Below are 17,054 nucleotides of genomic sequence, written 5' to 3'. Positions count from 1 at the left end.
GACTCTTTACTTTGCCGCGTATATACAATCACTTACCATGCTTTATTTATCGAGCGTCACTCTTGCCAAATCTCTTTTCCATGTGCTGAACGAGCAGCGAGAGCAGGAAAGTCAGCACCCAGTACACCAGTGAAATCGTCAGGTAGGGTTCCCAGTAGGTGGCGTAAGCGCCCGAAACGGTACGCGCGGCGTAGGCCAGATCGGCCAGACCGATTGCCGAAGCCAGCGAGGAATCTTTCACGATCGCGATGGCGTTGTTGCCCAGCGGCGGCAAAATGCGGCGGAACGCCTGCGGCAAAATCACTTTGCGCATCGTCTTGCCCCAGCCCATGCCCAGCGCGCGCGAGGCTTCCATTTGCCCGCTGTCGATCGACTGAATACCTGCGCGGAAAATTTCCGACACGTAAGCGCCGGCGTTCAGGGTGATTGCCACCACGCAAGATAAAAATGCGCCGTAGTCAGAGCGCAGCATACGGGCGAAATCCGAAGACATCAGGCCGTTGGCGACGAGAATGCCGTCGCGCGGATTGATAAACAGCGGCACCAGCGCGAAGTGGACCACCATAATCTGCACAAACAAGGGGGTGCCGCGAAAGGCGCTGACATAAACGCGCACCGGCCATTGCACGGCAAAACGCAGAATATGTTTCCACGGGCCATCGTCGGCGCGCGCCATACGACCCAGGCCGAGCAGCAGCCCCCACGACGTTCCTAAAATCACGCAAATGATGGTGCACTGAATGGTCATGATCGCGCCCTGCACAAACAGCGGCGCATATTCTGAGATTATCTCCCAGCGAAATCCGGTCATACCTGTCCTTGTTCAGGGGCTTTATAGCCCCTTGTCATGATGATTATTGCGCTGGAAGCGTGGGAACGTTGTTATCGAACCATGTTGCGTAGATTTTTGCATAGGTACCGTCAGCCACGATTTTCTTCAGACCGGCGTTGATTTTGCCCAGCAGTTCGGTGTTGTCTTTCGCGACCGCGATCCCGAAGTACTGACGCTCGAACTTGCTGTCCGGCACCAGTTTCAGGGCTTTCTCAGGATGGGATTTGATGTAGTACTTCACCACCCCAACGTCGCCGACTGCCGCGCCGATGCCGTCTTCCGCCAGCTCCTGCAACATCAGCGGTGTGTTATCAAAACGTTTGATGTCGGTGCTGTTTTTGCCCAGCGTGTCGGAGACGACGATGTCGCCGGTGCTGGAGTTCACCACGCCAACTTTCTGGCCTTTCAGCGCTGCCACGGAATCCACGGTAGACGCTTCAGGTACCACGATGGACTGCTCAGCCGGGAAATACGGCGCGGAGAAATCGACCATCGCTTTACGCTTGTCGGTAATGGTGATGCCGGAAATGATGATGTCGCGATCACCGGAATTCAGCGTCGCAAAGATGCCTTCCCACGGCGTATTGACCAGTTTGATGTCAAAATTTTCCGCTTTAGCAATGGCCTTGATAATGTCGATATCAAAACCTTCCAGCTGTTTCTGGCTGTTTTCGTATTCGAAAGGTCGGTAAGTGCCGCCGGAACCGACCACATAAGTGGTTTGCGCCGCGAAGGCGGATGTGATTAAAGACGAAAGCAGACACCCGGTGAGGATTAAGGACTTAAGCATGGTCACTCCTGTGTGATTGTGTTTTTATGCATATAATTTGCATAAAAATACACAAATTGACGAAGCGCTTCAACTTAAAGTTGTGTGGCGTGTTACAGGCTGCAAAGAAGATTGTTCCGAGTTCCCCACCGCTGCATTCATCTCGCAGGCCAGATCGGGTATATTGGTACGCAGATCACAAAAATCCCTCAAAGGAAGATACCGAACTATGCGTTATCGTTTTACCCTTGCTGCCGTTGCAGCCGTTTTTGCACTGACAGGATGTGCAAAACCGAAAACCGCAGACCAGGCACCGGCTTTCGATTTCGGTTCGACGCGCGTGACCGTAACGCATATCCCGACGAAAACCGATGATGGCACCAAACTCTACGTGACCGTTGATGGCAAAGATGCCGGCGCGCTGGGGATCGGCGAAAGCCTCGAAGTGCGTGTGCCGGAAGGCTCGCATAAAGTGGGTGGCTATGCCCGTTCACTGATTGGACGCGTGACGATTTCACCTGTTGACGTCACCACCTCGAACGACGCCATCAGCCACGTGACTTATTCGGTGGCGGATCTCAAACCGACGTTCCTGGTTCGCGCGCAAACCCCAATCCCGAAACCTAAGGCAGAAAGCATCCCGCTCGACCCGATCCCTACCCTGCCGAAGATTGAAATGGAAACCCCGGCAGCGGACGGGCAGACACAAGCTGAAACGCCTGTGGCAACTGACGCGACTCAGCCGACGCAGGCAGCAACACCTGCGACGCCGGTTACCACGCAGCAGGCACAAACCGCAGCACCCGTGACGACTCCGCCGACGCAGACTGAAACATCGGCGACACCAAAAGTCACTGAAGTGACGCCGACCACTCAGTCGCAGACCACGCAAACATCGCAAGAGTCTAAAACACCGGAAGTCACTGACCTGACGCAGGCTCCGCAGGCGTAGTTCTCGATATCCTCACCGCGGGTTCACAACGAACCCGCGGTAATATTCCTCAAAACTTCACCACCGCCCCAAGCTCAATCACCCTGTTCGGCGGAATATGAAATTGCTCGGGCGCACGTAGCGAGTTGCGTTGTAACACCTGGAACAGCTTGCCACGGGCTTTTAAATACCACGGACGCGGTTCGCCGAGTGTGAAGGTATCGCGCGACATAAAGAATGATGTCTCGTTCATCGTGCATTTCAGCCCTTCCAGCCCGCAGCGGTAAAGAATATCCTCAACGTTCGGTTTTTCGCGCCAGCCATAACTCGCTACCACGCGCCAGAACGTGGGTGAGAGCTGCTCGATGGTCACTCGCCGGACGTTATGAACGTAGGGTACGTCCGTGGTGATCATGGTCAGCAGAATCACTCGTTCATGCAGAATCTTGTTATGTTTGAGGTTGTGTAACAGCACCAGCGGGACTTCGTACAGACCCCGGGACATCACCACGGCGGTGCCGGGAACGCGTTTAGGCGGTGCTTTTTCAAGTGAGACAATAAGAGATTCCAGCGCTTCGGGATCCTGACGCAAACGGCGCAGCAGCCGCGAACGCTCAGTTTTCCACGTCAGCATAACCACCAGAATGGTCAGGCCGATCGCCACCGGCAGCCAGCCGCCGGAGAACAGTTTGGTCAGATTGGCGGCAAACAGCGGCACATCAATCAGCAACAACAGCGCCATCACCGCTCCTCCCAGCCAGGTTTTCCATCCCCAATTTTTCACCATGACAATGCCGATCAGCAAAGAGGTGATAACCATCGTACCGGTGACCACAATCCCATACGCCGACGCCAGATTGCTTGAGTGCTTAAAGCTGAGGATGGCGATCAGCACCGCGACGTACAGCAGCCAGTTGACCACTGGAATGTAGATCTGCCCGGATTCGACATCGGAGGTATAGATGATGCGCATCGGGGGTAAATAGCCTAAGCGGACGGCCTGACGGGTCAGGGAGAAAACGCCGGAAATGACCGCCTGAGAGGCAATCACGGTCGCCAGCGTTGCCAGTACCAGCAACGGGATCAGCGCCCAGCCGGGTGCGAGCAGGAAAAACGGGTTCTGAATGGCTTCGGGATGACTGAGCAACAACGCGCCCTGACCGAAGTAGTTCATCACCAGCGCAGGGCCGACCAGCGCAAACCACGCGATGCGGATCGGTTTTTTACCAAAGTGCCCCATATCGGCGTACAGGGCCTCACCGCCGGTGACCGACAGCACCACCATACCCAGCGCGAAGAATGACACGGTTTTGAATTCGACAAAGAAATGCACCGCCCAGTAAGGGTTCAGCGCCTGAAGTACATCCGGGTTACGCACAATACCGGCTATGCCCAGCACTCCCAGCGTGATAAACCACACCACCATGACCGGCGCGAAGATTTTTCCCACCGTGGCGGTGCCATTTTTCTGAATGAAAAACAGCAGCGTTAACACGGCGATGGAAGCGGGAATGATAAAGCGGTCGAAGGACGGTGCGATGAGCTCCAGACCTTCAATAGCGGAAAGCACCGAGATAGCGGGCGTGATGACGCCATCGCCGTAAAAGAAACTGCCACCGACCAGCCCGAGAAACATAATAACAGGCACCCAACGCGGACTCAGGTTACGCACGGCCAGCGACATCAGGGTGAGAATTCCCCCTTCACCGTCGTTATCTGCGCGCATGACGAAGATGATGTACTTGACTGAAACCACCAGCATCAGCAGCCAGAAAATGAGCGACAGAAATCCGAACAGAGAACTTTGGGTCAGGGTGATGCCCGCCTGTCCGGTCAGACATTCCCGCAGGGTATAGAGCGGGCTGGTCCCGATATCACCATAAACCACGCCGATGCAGGCACCTGTCGCACTGAGAAGTGACGACTTATTTTGTATTTGTTTCATGAGTCTTCGCCATGTTTTGGGACGACACTTGTCGTCCCACTCTGGCAGTATAGATGCTGTCGGGTATTTATCCCTTAAACAGCCCCATGAAGCTTTTCGCGATTATTTTACCGTGGCTCTCTCTATCAGGTCAGAGAGTATTATTGCACCACGCAGGCCACGCCTTCGTAGACGTCCCGGAAATTCGACGATACATGACCATCACTGATGTACATATACTGGTAATGATTATCGCTAGACTCGTCAGCCGACCAGAAAACCACCCCGGAATGTTTCGCACCTTGTTTGGCAACATCCCCCCATTCCTGCCAGAGTGAATCTGTCGGTATGGTGCGACTCCCTTGAGTAGACAGTTGGTGGATTGAAGGCATGCTATACCCCTGACCTTCACACCATGTTTTCGCGTCATACCAATCCATGTTCCACGTTGCAAAAATAAAGAACAAGTCAGGATTAAAACGGATAGTGGTGCTGTATAGATTGTTGTCAGCGGTAAAGACGACATCGCCTTTTGATTTAAATGTCACCAGGCCCGTTGAAGAAACACTGGCAATATTTTCGTCACTGCTTTTCCACTCGACGTCAGCAGCAGGATTGTCGGTTTCAAGCTGTACTTTCGCGCCATCCCAGCCGGTACGTAGCATGGTAGAGGCAGGAACGGTCCGGCTCTGATCTGTACCCGGTGCGACAATATAATCGGTAATTTTGAGCGTATGTGGATTCACCGGTGCATCGATAATATTATCACTGTCATCATAAGCACCGATCTTGCTGATATTGAGTAGTGTGTTTTCCCTTGGCGTCCCGGTGCTGGTTTTAGGCTGTAAACTCACCCCAATATTGCAGCCCATGTCCTCAGCTTTGATGGTGTAATTCTGGGTACCGGTAGCGATGACACGGCTGCCTTTTTCCGGATGATCACATGTCCATACTGTTGACGGCAAAGTGGCATCAATGTCCTCTTCACTGTCCACTAATAACCAGGCTAATTGCACCTCATCTCCCACATCGAGTTGGTGAGCGGCGTCGTACTGACTCCTTTTACTGATATTTATTTTACCGGGTTCTTTATTGGCATTATTAATTACCGGGGCAGTACCATTAATTATTCCGGTTACCCCTGTCAGGGTATCCGCATAACAAACTGTACTTATCAGTACGGAAAGGAAGAAAAACGCTCCAGACTTTTTAATGAAACTGACCATGTTTAGGGCCCCTGGCTTTAAATCAGGACGGCAAACTGAGCGTGACTGCGCTCAGTTTTCTTCTTTACATCACCTGAAAGAGTATTCATATTTTAAATAGATTCACACCAATACTACAATGCCACCCGCGGGGAAGCAGGTGTTTGAATAATTGAATTCGATATAGAGACATTAATTATTTAGGCAATAAGAGACCGCAGATCATATATAGACCTTTACATAATTAAAAATTCAGATAGCAACAGGTAGAATAAATTCTATAAAGAGACTATACGCCTGTTTAAAAAATTTTAACATGTCCGAAATTGGACTCTTTTAAAATCCAGATAAGGGTTATTTTAGAAAATCATCACTATCAGCGTTGGCACAAAACCTGTCAGAACGACGTTGGCGAAAATCAGAGTGAATGCGCAAACCACGCAAAGCGTAAATTCTTATGATCCCTCATATTTGTGCTAGTTATCTCCTAATACCCTTGCTGAATTGAAGCCTTTTCATACAAATATAGCCTGTGCTAACTTTCTTAGCACCAACTATAACTGATTGAATATTATGGCTTTTTTTATTTAAAATTTTATGGCAAACTGCGCTCCTCATTTAATAAACCGCCTTTTGCCTTGCAAAGGGTCTGACTGGTCTGTTTTATGCAATTTTATACGGTCATTATTCTGGCGCTGGGTATGTCAATGGATGCCTTCGCGGCGGCTATCGGAAAGGGCGCAGCCCTGCACCGGCCACCGCTGAAAGAAGCAATACGCACCGGGATTATTTTTGGGGTGATTGAAGCCATAACGCCAGTGATCGGATGGGCGATCGGTCTTGCTGCGACGCAATTCATCATGGAGTGGGATCACTGGGTCGCGTTCATCCTTCTTTTAGTGCTGGGTTTACGCATGATTTGGGAAGGATTTAGAAAGGATACATCTGAAGAGGTGGACGTCCCGCTTCGCCACGGGTTTTGGTTACTGGTAGCCACGGCAATTGCCACCAGTCTCGATGCCATGGCCGTTGGCGTGGGTCTTGCCTTCCTTCAGGTGAATATTCTGGTGATGGCGCTGACCATTGGTGCGGCAACCACTATCATGGCCACTTCAGGCATGCTGCTCGGCCGCTTTCTTGGCGCGGCTATCGGCAAATGGGCCGAAGTGCTGGGCGGTGTAGTGCTTATCGGTATTGGCTCGTCGATCCTCGTCGAACATCTTGGTTTGCTGAACTGACATCCCGACACAGGCGCAGTTCGGTCAAGAGACAGCATCCACTGCGGTGGTGGTGTTATCGGAAGTGGCACGGTTGAAGCGGCATCATGACAGCGGTTTGCCCACAAACCGCTGCTTTCATTATTGAATCTTCACCTTACGCCGCGCCCATACACCAGCGACTGCGGGCCGATCTCTGAAATAGATTTCGCACCGGTCAGCGTCATCGCCACCCGCATTTCCTTTTCGATAAGCGTCAGCAAATTAATCACGCCCGCTTCTCCCGCCGCAGCCAGTGCGTAGACAAATGCGCGGCCCAGCAACACGCTGTCAGCGCCCAGCGCGATCATGCGTACCACGTCCAGACCAGTACGAATGCCGGAATCGGCCAGGATCGTGATATCCCCTTTCACTGCGTCAGCGATAGCCGGTAAGGCGTGCGCGGTAGAAAGTACGCCGTCGAGCTGGCGACCACCGTGGTTGGAAACCACGATACCGTCTGCGCCGAACTTCACCGCGTCTTTGGCATCTTCCGGGTCAAGAATGCCTTTGATGATCATCGGGCCTTTCCAGAACTCGCGGATCCACTCGAGGTCTTTCCATGAGATAGAGGGGTCGAAGTTCGCGCCCAGCCAGCCGATATAATCTTCCAGAGTCGTGGGTTTACCGCGATACGCTGATACGTTGCCGAGATCATGTGGCTTGCCGTTCAGGCCGACGTCCCAGGCCCATTGCGGATGCGTCACTGCCTGCAACATGCGGCGGGCGGCGGCGTTCGGACCGCTCATACCGGAATGCGCGTCGCGATAACGCGCGCCGGGTACCGGCATATCGACGGTAAAGACCAGCGTTTTCACACCCGCAGCCTGTGCGCGTTCCAGCGCATTGCGCATAAATCCGCGATCTTTTAAGACATAAAGCTGAAACCACATTGGCCGGTCGATGGCGGGCGCCACTTCCTCGATCGGGCAAACCGAAACCGTAGATAACGTGAAGGGAATGCCTTTTTTCGCAGCGGCGCGGGCAGCCTGCACTTCGCCACGTCGGGCGTACATGCCGGTCAGGCCCACGGGCGCGAGGATAACCGGCATCGCCAGTTTTTCACCGAACAGCTCCGTCTCAAGGCTTAATTCCGACATGTTTTTCAGGATGCGCTGGCGCAGTGCGATATCGGCCAGATCGGCGGTGTTGCGCCGCAGGGTATGCTCGTTGTAAGCCCCCCCGTCGATGTAGTGGAATAGAAACGGCGGAAGTTTGCTTTTTGCCGCCGCCCGGTAGTCCGTTGAAGCAGAAATAATCATCGTAGTTTCTCGTTATTGTTGTTTTGATAAACGTTGTAGTGGTACAGGTCGTGCCCAGCAAGTGTAGTTTAGATAAATCAAGGTGATGGAAATTAAACCAACGAGATCGCCATAAACAGACTAAGCTCAGGAGAGACGCTCGCTATCAGGCGTCTTGTCCGAAATGCCTCCCTGCCCCTGACCCCTTTTCTTATTATGTGAACTCTTATCGCAGCTCAGGCAACTGCCTTCTCGGGTCCGCATAAGGAATGTTGACGTGAAAAATGCTGTCTTCAGTTGGTTCAAAAGTAAAGGAGCACCACCTGCATCACCGGCAACCCGACGTCACCGCGCCAGCGCGCTTGCACAGTCCTCGCCGATCCGCGCCGAACTTTTTTCGGCTGACCAGATGGAACGCTACGGCGGAAAACTGGCCCTTTCTCATAAATTATCCAAAAAGAAACTTCCCTACTATTTACTCAAACGCCTCGACGACAACGAGAAGGTGTTAACGCGCAGCTGCCTGATTTTAAGCAGCGGTGAAAAAGCCACTATCACGCCTGCCGGTGAGTGGCTGCTGGATAACTACTATCTGATCGAAGAACAAATCCGCGTCGTGCGCCAGTTGCTGCCAAAGAATTTTGGTAAGGGCCTGCCTTTACTCGGATCTCCGCATTTTTGCCCACGCATTTACGATATCGCCACCGAAGTGGTCAGCCACAGTGATGGCCTGTGGGACATCAAAACGCTGACCCGTTTTCTTTCGACTTATCAGAGCGTCCGTCCACTGACGCTCGGCGAGCTGTGGGCGTTTCCGGGGATGTTGCGCCTGGCGCTGATTGAAAACCTGCGTCGCGTCAGTATTGAAGTGGCGAATGCCCAGAAAGAACGCAATCTGGCGGATTTTTGGGTCAATAAATTGCTGGATAGCGCTGAGAACGATCCGGCCAGTCAGATCATCGTGATTGCCGACATGGCGCGTACTAATCCGCCGCGCACCAGCGCATTTGTCGCCGAACTGGTTCGCCGTCTGCAAGGGCATGGCTCGATGCTGGCACTGCCGCTGACCTGGGTAGAACAACGTCTCAGTGAGGTCGGGCTGACGCAGCGCGAAGTCATCGATAAATTTAATCAGCAGCTGGCGGCCAATCAGCTGACGGTCAGTAACAGCATCATGGGATTACGCCAGCTGACTGAAATGGACTGGGCGGATTTCGCCGAGAATCTCAGCATTGTGGAGAAAATCCTGCGCACCGATCCGGCAGATATTTACGCCACGATGCACTTTGACACACGCGATAATTATCGCCATCAGATCGAACGTCTTTCGCGCAATTCCCCGCATGACGAAGCCGCCGTTGCCGCCCGTGCGGTGGCGCTGGCGCAACAGCCCGGTGATTCTTATCAGCAGCAGCACGTTGGCTTTTATCTGATCGGCCCAGGCCGCGCGGCACTCGAAAAAGATCTCGGGGTGCGCTATTCGTTGCAGATCCGCGCCCGCGCCAAACTCAGCCAGACACCGCTTCTCTCGTGGCTCGGCAGCCTGCTGTTGCTGACCACCGCCGTGACTGCCGATGCGCTGTTCCGTACCGGTCATCCGGCCAGTAACTGGCTGTGGTGGGCGATGCTGGTGCCGGTGGTGTTAGTCGCCAGCCAGTTCGCCCTCAATCTGCTCAGTGAAATCACTACCCGCAGCCGTATGCCGCAACCCTTGCCGCGGCTGGAATTTGCCGGCGGAATTCCCGAAAATGCCAGCACGCTGGTGGTCATCCCCTGCCTGCTCGGCAGCCGCAAGAATATCGACGAGCTGATAAACAGCCTCGAGGTGTGTTATCTCGGCAACGTCATGCCGCATCTGAATTTCGCGTTGCTCAGTGATTTCCATGACAGCAAAGAACAGCATGATCCGGGCAACGATGACCTGCTGGCCTACGCCGCGCAGCAGACGCAACTGCTCAACCGCCGCTATCCTGCCACCGAAGGAGCACGTTTCACCCTGTTGCATCGCGACAGTGAAATGAATGCACCGCAGGGCGTGTGGATGGGTTATGAACGCAAGCGCGGCAAGCTGAATGCGCTCAACCACTGGCTGCGTGAAAGGGGTGAACCTTTCTCGCTGATCGAAGGCAGCACACAGGCACATTTGCGGCAGGTGAAGTACGTCATCACGCTCGACAGTGATACCGTACTGCCGCGCGCGACGGCGCATCAGCTGGTGGCCGCGATGGCGCACCCGCTCAATAATCCGGTATACGACGAACAGCGCCATCTGGTCGTTTCCGGTTACGCGATCCTCCAGCCACGTCTGGCAGAAGAAATTCCCGCTCATGGTCAGGGACGCTATGCCGCCCTGTGCAGCAGCGTACCGGGTAACGATCCGTATTCGTCGATGTCATCGGACATTTATCAGGATTTATTCGGCGAAGGCTCGTTTGTTGGCAAGGGTATTTACGACGTGGATATGTTTATCCGCGCCAACGAAAACACATGCCCGGAAAATCTGGTGCTCAGCCACGATCTGCTGGAAGGCTGTTACGCCCGTTCGGGAATGCTCAGCGATGTGGTGCTGTACGAACAATATCCCGATCATTATCTGGCGGATGTGGCCCGTAAAACCCGCTGGATACGCGGTGACTGGCAATTACTGAACTGGCTGCGTTTTCGGGTGCGGCAGGAAGACGGCCAGCGCTGCCCAAATCCGCTGACCCCTCTCTCGCGCTGGAAATTGTTTGATAACCTGCGCCGTAGTCTGGTCGCGCCTGCGTTTTTAGTGATCATCTTCTGCACCGTGAGCCTGGTGCCCAACAAGCTTTACTGGCTTGGGTTTATCGCCGTAATGCTGCTGTTCCCGGTGCTGGTCGCGCTGGTGCTGGATTTGATGAATAAAGGCCCGCGCCGCAAACTTATCCTGCATCTGAAAAGCGTGGCCTCCGCCACCGTCAGCCGCCTTTCACGCATTTTTGTGACGTTAATGACGCTGCCGCACGAAGCGGTGTATTCCGTACAGGCAATTTTGCAGACGCTGTGGCGGCTGGGCATCAGCCACCGTCATCTGCACGAATGGTCTAGCGTGAAGGTCGGCAGTAAAAGCCGCGCGCGTTCGCCGGAGTATTTCTATCTGCGGATGTGGGCGAACCCGCTGGCGGGGATCGCTGTCGTGATGCTGCCTGCGCTGACGAATCCGCCGCTGGTCTGGGCGGTGTTTCCCGTTGGCGTTTTGTGGTTCCTCGCCCCGCGCATCCTGTGCTGGCTGAGCCAGCCCGCCCCGCCTCCGGCAGCCAATCTGGATGCAGAACAGCGGATATTCCTGCGTCAGGCTGCGCGTCAGACGTGGTCATTCTTTGAGACGTTTGTGACAGCGCAGGAAAACTGGCTGCCGCCGGATAATTATCAGGAAATTCCAAACCCGGTGATTGCGCACCGCACGTCGCCGACCAATATCGGCCTTTCTCTGCTGGCAAACATTACCGCCTGGGATTTCGGTTATCTCACGCAGGGCGAGGTGTTACTGCGCACCGGGCAAACGCTCGATACGCTGGATAAACTCGAGCATTATCGTGGCCATCTTTATAACTGGTACGATACCCGCACGCTTGAACCGCTCAACCCGCGCTACATTTCCAGCGTCGACAGCGGCAATCTCGCCGGACATCTGCTGACCCTCAGCACCGGCCTGCACCTGTGGCGTCGTCAGCCTGCGATGAATATTCCGCAGTGGCTGACCGGCATTGAAGACACTCTGTACATGGCCGAAAATAAATACGGCGCGGCGCCGATGGCCAAACTTCGCGAGAGCTGGACACTGGCGGCTGACGCAAAAGGCGAGGCCATTTTCGATAGCCTGCGCTCGATGCGGGCACTGATCTCTTCATCCGCAGAAGGCTGGCTGCAACAGCTCGCGTTGCAGCTGGATGCAGGACTTGCCGAGTGGAATGAATTTTATAGCTGGCTGTCCCCGCAAGCCCATGACGAACCGCTTCCCACGCTGCTCTGGCTGGCGCAGCAGGACGCGCTGACGTCGCCGGGTTTATCGCGCGCTATCGGGCTGGCGCGTCAGCGTCTGGATATTATCGGCGAACTGGAACAGCGTCTGAATGAACACGCGCACATGGATTTCCGCTTCCTGTACGACAACACCACGCATTTACTGACTGTCGGTTACAACTGCGACGCGCACAAGATGGACAGCGGAAAGTACGATCTGCTGCCATCTGAAATCCGCCTGACCAACTACGTGACCATTGCGACGAACCAGCTGCCGCAAAAAAGCTGGTTCGCGCTGGGACGCTTATTCACCGTGATCGACAAACAGCCGTCGCTGATGTCGTGGAGCGGGTCGATGTTTGAGTACCTGATGCCGCAACTGGTGATGCCAGCTTATCCGGACACGCTGCTGGTGCAAATGTGCCAGACCGCCGTTGACCGGCAGATAGCCTGGGGGAAAGAGAACAATGTCCCGTGGGGGATTTCGGAATCAGCGTATGCCGCATTCGATATCAACCAGAATTATCAGTATCACGCGTTTGGCGTGCCCGGCCTCGGGCTGAAACGCGGGCTCGGCGAAGACATGGTGGTCGCACCCTACGCCACCATGATGGCGCTGATGATCCGTCCGCAAGAAGCCTGTCTGAATCTGGTCGAGCTGGAAAATCGCGGCGCGCGCGGCGAATACGGCTTCTACGATGCGCTGGATTACAGCCCGTCACGGCTGGTTCGCGGACAGATTTATATCGTCGTGCACTCTTACATGGCGCACCACCAGGGGATGGGATTCATCGCGCTGGCCAATGTGCTGCTGGACTCACCGATGCCCGCGCGGTTTGCGGCTAATGCGGCATTCCAGTCCGCGCGGCTGTTATTGCAGGAACGCGTGCCGGATGCGGTCGAACTTTACAGCCCGCGCCGTCACTTCGAGTCTCACGACAGCACACTGCAAAAAGTGAACGTCGAACTGCGTGAATTCGTCGACGTGGACAGCCCGTCGCCTGAAGTTCAGCTGCTTTCCAATACGAATTATCATCTGATGGTGACGCAGGCGGGGGGCAGCGTCAGCCGCTGGAAAGACCTCACGCTCACCCGCTGGCGGGAAGATGCGACGCGCGATAATCGCGGCATCTTCTGTTATATCAGCGATCCGGCGACCGGCGAAGTGTCCAGCAACAGCTGGCAACCGGCAGGTAAGCAAAAAGGGTCTTATCACGCGGTGCTGACCGACTCCGGTGCGGAATTTACCCGCACACAGGGCTCGCTGACGATGAATACGCACATTGTGGTGTCACCGGAAGACGACGTCGAAATCCGCCGCATGACGGTCACTCACCACGGCCGCCGTCCGCGCACGCTGGAAATCACCACCTATGCCGAAGTGGTTCTGGCGCCAGCGGCCAACGATGCCAGCCATCCGGCGTTCAGTAATTTATTTGTGCAAACCGAACTGGTCCCGGCGCAGGAAGGCATACTCTGCCACCGCCGCCCGCGCGAACCGGATGAACAGTGCCCGTGGATGTTCCATATGATGGCGATCCACGGCCCGGTCGAACGGGAAACCTCTTTCGAAACCGATCGCGCCGCCTTTATAGGACGCGGCAATACCGCCGCCCATCCGCAGGCACTGCAACAACCCGGCAAACTCAGTAACAGCGCCGGTGCTGTTCTCGATCCGGTGCTCGCTATCCGCCAGCGCATTCGCCTCAAACCCGGCGTCCCGGTAGTGATCGATATGGTGTACGGCATCGGCGACACCCGTTTGCAAAGCCTGGCGCTGCTGGAAAAATACCGCGACCACCATATTGCTGATCGGGTATTCGAAATCGCCTGGTCCCATAGTCAGGTGGTGCTGCGCCAGCTCAACGCCACCGAAGATGACGCCGGGCTGTTTAACCGCCTGGCCGGTGCCGTGCTGTTTGCCAGTCAGGAAATGCGCGGCGAAGCACAAACCATTATCAATAACCGGCGCGGACAGTCCGGCCTGTGGGGGCTTTCGCTCTCCGGCGATCTGCCGATTGTGCTGCTGACCATCTCCAGCAGCGAGAATATTAATCTGGTGAAACTGCTGATCCGCGCCCACAACTACTGGCGGCTGAAAGGGCTGAAAGTCGATTTGGTGCTGCTCTCTAACGATCCGGGCGGTTACCAGCAGGCGCTGCAAAACCAGATCCTGGGATTAGTCGCATCGGGCGCAGGCTCCAGCCAGACCGATATTCCGGGAGGCATTTTTGTCCGCAACGGTGAACAAATCACGCAGGATGACCGCACGCTGCTGATGAGCGTGGCGCGTGTCGTGATAGACGATCGTCACGGCCCGCTCACAGATCAGCTCAATCAGCGGATGCAGTTGCCACATGTCGCGCTGCCAGCGCTGTTGCCGGTTCGCAGCGACGAGACACTGACGCCGGTTGCCGCCGAACCGCGCGATCTGACCTATTTCAACGGCACCGGCGGCTTTTCACCGGATGGCCGCGAATACCAGATCCTGCTTAATGACGGGGAAAATACCCCCGCGCCCTGGTCGAATGTGCTGGCGAATGCGGATTTCGGTACCGTGATTTCTGAAAGCGGTCAGGCATACACCTGGTATGAAAATGCGCATGAATACCGCTTAACGCCATGGGAAAACGATCCGGTCAGCGACAGCTCAGGCGAAGCGTTTTATCTGCGCGACGAAGAGACCGGCAGCGTATGGTCACCGGCTCCGCTGCCGGTACGTGGCGCGGGCGGCTACGTGACGCGCCATGGCTTCGGCTACAGCGTGTTCGAACACACCGAACGCGGGATCGCTAGCGAGATGACCGTGCTGGTCGCCGAACATGCGCCGGTCAAACTCATTATGTTGACCCTGACCAACCTTTCAGGCCGTCCGCGCAGGCTCTCGGTCACCGGTTATGTGGAATGGGTGATGGCCGATCTGCGCACCAAATCCGCCATGCACATCGTCACTTCGCAGGCGCGTGTGTCTCAGGGTTGCGGCGTGCTGGCGACCAATCACTACACCAGCAGCGGGGCGGATCGCACGGCCTTCTTCGCTGTGACGGGCGCGCATTGTTCGGTCAGCGGCGATCGCCGTGAATTCCTGGGTCGCGGCGGTTCACCGGCCTCGCCTGCTGCCCTGAAAAATCAGCGGCTGTCGGACAGAACCGGTGCGGCGATGGATCCCTGCGGCGCAGTACAGTCGGCGACCACCCTCATCGATGGCGATCAGCGCACTTTCACCTTCGTGCTGGGTCTGGGGCAAAACGTTAATGACGCCGAAACGCTGATCCGCCAGTTCTTACAGGAGGGCGAAGCGCAGGCCGAACTGGATCGCGTGCATCAGCACTGGCATCTGGTACTGGATAAAATTCAGGTGACCACGCCAGATCCCTCCATCAACCTGCTCGCCAACGGCTGGCTGATTTATCAAACCCTGGCCAGCCGGATCCTTGCGCGCAGCGGCTATTACCAGTCCGGCGGCGCGTTCGGATTCCGCGATCAGTTGCAGGATACGCTGGCGCTCACTCACGCTGCACCGCAGAGAATGCGCGAGCAAATCCTGTTGTGTGCTTCGCGTCAGTTTGTTGAGGGCGACGTCCAGCACTGGTGGCATCCGCCAACCGGTAATGGTGTGCGCACACGCTGCTCAGATGATTATCTGTGGCTGCCGCTGGCCATCAGCCATTACATCTCGGTGACCGGCGATCATGACATCGCTGAACAGCAGGTCCCGTATCTCGAAGCGCGCTTGCTGGCCGCAGGCGAAGAATCGGTCTACGAATTACCGGTGGTCAGCACGACGCAGGAAACACTCTGGCAGCACGGCGTTCGCGCTCTGAAATACGGCCTGAAGATGGGTGAACACGGACTGCCGCTGATGGGCGCTGGCGACTGGAACGATGGCATGAATCTGGTCGGCCTCGGCGGGCGCGGTGAAAGCGTCTGGCTGGGCTTCTTCCTGTACGACGTTTTGCAACGCTACGGCGCACTGGCCGAAGAGCGGCAGGATGCTGAAACCGCCACGTTGTGTCGTGAGCAGTCTGCGTTACTCAGGCAAAATCTCAACGATCACGCGTGGGACGGCGACTGGTATCTGCGCGGTTACTTTGACAGCGGTGAAACCCTCGGCTCGCATCTCAACGATGAATGTCAGATAGACGCCATCGCCCAGAGCTGGTCAGTCCTTTCTGGCGCAGGTACGCCGGAGCGCACCGCCAGCGCCATGCGTTCAGTCGATCAGCGGCTGGTGGATAACGATGCTGGCTTAATCAAGCTGCTGACGCCGCCGTTCGACGGCAACGGCCCGAACCCAGGCTATATTCGGGGCTATCTGCCGGGCGTGCGCGAAAACGGCGGGCAGTACACCCACGGCGCAATTTGGGCGGTGATGGCCTTCGCCAAACAGGGCAATATCGAACGTGCGTGGGAGCTGATGTCGATGATCAATCCGATTAATCACAGCCTCAGCGCCGAGGACGTCAACCGCTACAAAGCCGAGCCTTACGTTATTTCCGCCGATATTTACTCGGTGGATCCGCACAGCGGCCGCGGCGGCTGGAGCTGGTACACCGGCTCAGCGGGCTGGACGTACCGTCTTATTACTGAAGCCCTGCTCGGCATCACTCGCCACGGCGACGCGCTCTCCATCCACAGCCACCTCCCGGCGGCGTGGCCGGAAATCACGCTCAGCTACCAACAAGGCAGCAGTTATTACCAGATAATCGTCCGCCGTAGCGAAGGCGAATACCGCGTTCTGCTCGACGGCAATGTCCTGGAAAATGACCGGATCCCTCTGCTGGACGACGGGGTGGCACATCGGGTGGAGGTGGAGTTGGGAGGTTAACGGCGGAAGTCAGTTTTCAGGATGCCCCGTAATGCGGGGCTTTTCTTTTTTCCACACAAGCTAAGCCAATAAAGTCGGTCGCCC

At 55.7% G+C, this 17,054-nt stretch carries 8 protein-coding genes; 3 read left to right on the top strand and 5 right to left on the bottom strand.

Annotation, left to right across the window (positions count from 1 at the left end; all coding sequences use genetic code 11):
• Positions 1–46: 46 nt before the first annotated feature.
• Positions 47–811 carry an amino acid ABC transporter permease gene (locus TU92_RS08065; protein ID WP_112166028.1) on the bottom strand — a complete coding sequence of 255 codons (765 nt, stop codon included), beginning with the start codon at positions 809–811 and terminating at the stop codon, positions 47–49.
• Positions 812–854: 43 nt separating this feature from the next.
• Positions 855–1,622 (bottom strand): basic amino acid ABC transporter substrate-binding protein, encoded by a 768-nt coding sequence (locus TU92_RS08060; protein WP_112166026.1) that lies wholly within the window; start codon positions 1,620–1,622, stop codon positions 855–857.
• 208 nt (positions 1,623–1,830) lie between these two features.
• Here TU92_RS08060 and TU92_RS08055 point away from each other — a divergent pair, with 208 nt between their 5' ends.
• Complete coding sequence (locus tag TU92_RS08055) at positions 1,831–2,553, top strand: hypothetical protein (RefSeq protein WP_112166024.1); 723 nt, start codon at positions 1,831–1,833, stop codon at positions 2,551–2,553.
• A 49-nt stretch (positions 2,554–2,602) separates the two neighbouring features.
• Here the strand turns inward: TU92_RS08055 and kup are convergent, their stop codons facing one another.
• On the bottom strand, positions 2,603–4,477 hold the full coding sequence (kup, locus tag TU92_RS08050; protein ID WP_112166022.1) for a low affinity potassium transporter Kup: 1,875 nt from the start codon (positions 4,475–4,477) through the stop codon (positions 2,603–2,605).
• Positions 4,478–4,617: 140 nt separating this feature from the next.
• Complete coding sequence (locus TU92_RS08045) at positions 4,618–5,682, bottom strand: Ig-like domain-containing protein (protein WP_112166020.1); 1,065 nt, start codon at positions 5,680–5,682, stop codon at positions 4,618–4,620.
• A 644-nt stretch (positions 5,683–6,326) separates the two neighbouring features.
• On the opposite strand from TU92_RS08045, the gene mntP reads away from it, so the two are divergent.
• Positions 6,327–6,899 carry a manganese efflux pump MntP gene (gene mntP, locus TU92_RS08040; protein WP_112166018.1) on the top strand — a complete coding sequence of 191 codons (573 nt, stop codon included), beginning with the start codon at positions 6,327–6,329 and terminating at the stop codon, positions 6,897–6,899.
• 131 nt (positions 6,900–7,030) lie between these two features.
• On the opposite strand, the gene lldD is transcribed toward mntP, so the two are convergent.
• Complete coding sequence (gene lldD, locus TU92_RS08035) at positions 7,031–8,179, bottom strand: FMN-dependent L-lactate dehydrogenase LldD (RefSeq protein WP_112166016.1); 1,149 nt, start codon at positions 8,177–8,179, stop codon at positions 7,031–7,033.
• 256 nt (positions 8,180–8,435) lie between these two features.
• Between lldD and TU92_RS08030 the strand changes: the two genes are divergently transcribed.
• A complete protein-coding gene (locus TU92_RS08030; protein ID WP_112166014.1) occupies positions 8,436–16,970 on the top strand; it encodes a glycoside hydrolase family 94 protein in 8,535 nt (2,844 codons plus the stop codon).
• The last annotated feature ends 84 nt before the right edge of the window (positions 16,971–17,054 follow it).

It is taken from the genome of Rahnella inusitata, assembly GCF_003263515.1.
Taxonomy (GTDB): Bacteria; Pseudomonadota; Gammaproteobacteria; order Enterobacterales; family Enterobacteriaceae; genus Rahnella; species Rahnella inusitata.
The sequence above is the reverse complement of the archived record's forward strand: the minus strand, read 5'-3'. Positions and strand labels throughout refer to the sequence as shown.

Bases quoted from the DNA above. Each gene is read 5' to 3' on its own strand.
- TU92_RS08065 (WP_112166028.1), bottom strand. From the start codon at position 811: ATGACCGGATTTCGCTGGGAGATAATCTCAGAATATGCGCCGCTGTTT.
- TU92_RS08060 (WP_112166026.1), bottom strand. From the start codon at position 1,622: ATGCTTAAGTCCTTAATCCTCACCGGGTGTCTGCTTTCGTCTTTAATC.
- TU92_RS08055 (WP_112166024.1), top strand. From the start codon at position 1,831: ATGCGTTATCGTTTTACCCTTGCTGCCGTTGCAGCCGTTTTTGCACTG.
- kup (WP_112166022.1), bottom strand. From the start codon at position 4,477: ATGAAACAAATACAAAATAAGTCGTCACTTCTCAGTGCGACAGGTGCC.
- TU92_RS08045 (WP_112166020.1), bottom strand. From the start codon at position 5,682: ATGGTCAGTTTCATTAAAAAGTCTGGAGCGTTTTTCTTCCTTTCCGTA.
- mntP (WP_112166018.1), top strand. From the start codon at position 6,327: ATGCAATTTTATACGGTCATTATTCTGGCGCTGGGTATGTCAATGGAT.
- lldD (WP_112166016.1), bottom strand. From the start codon at position 8,179: ATGATTATTTCTGCTTCAACGGACTACCGGGCGGCGGCAAAAAGCAAA.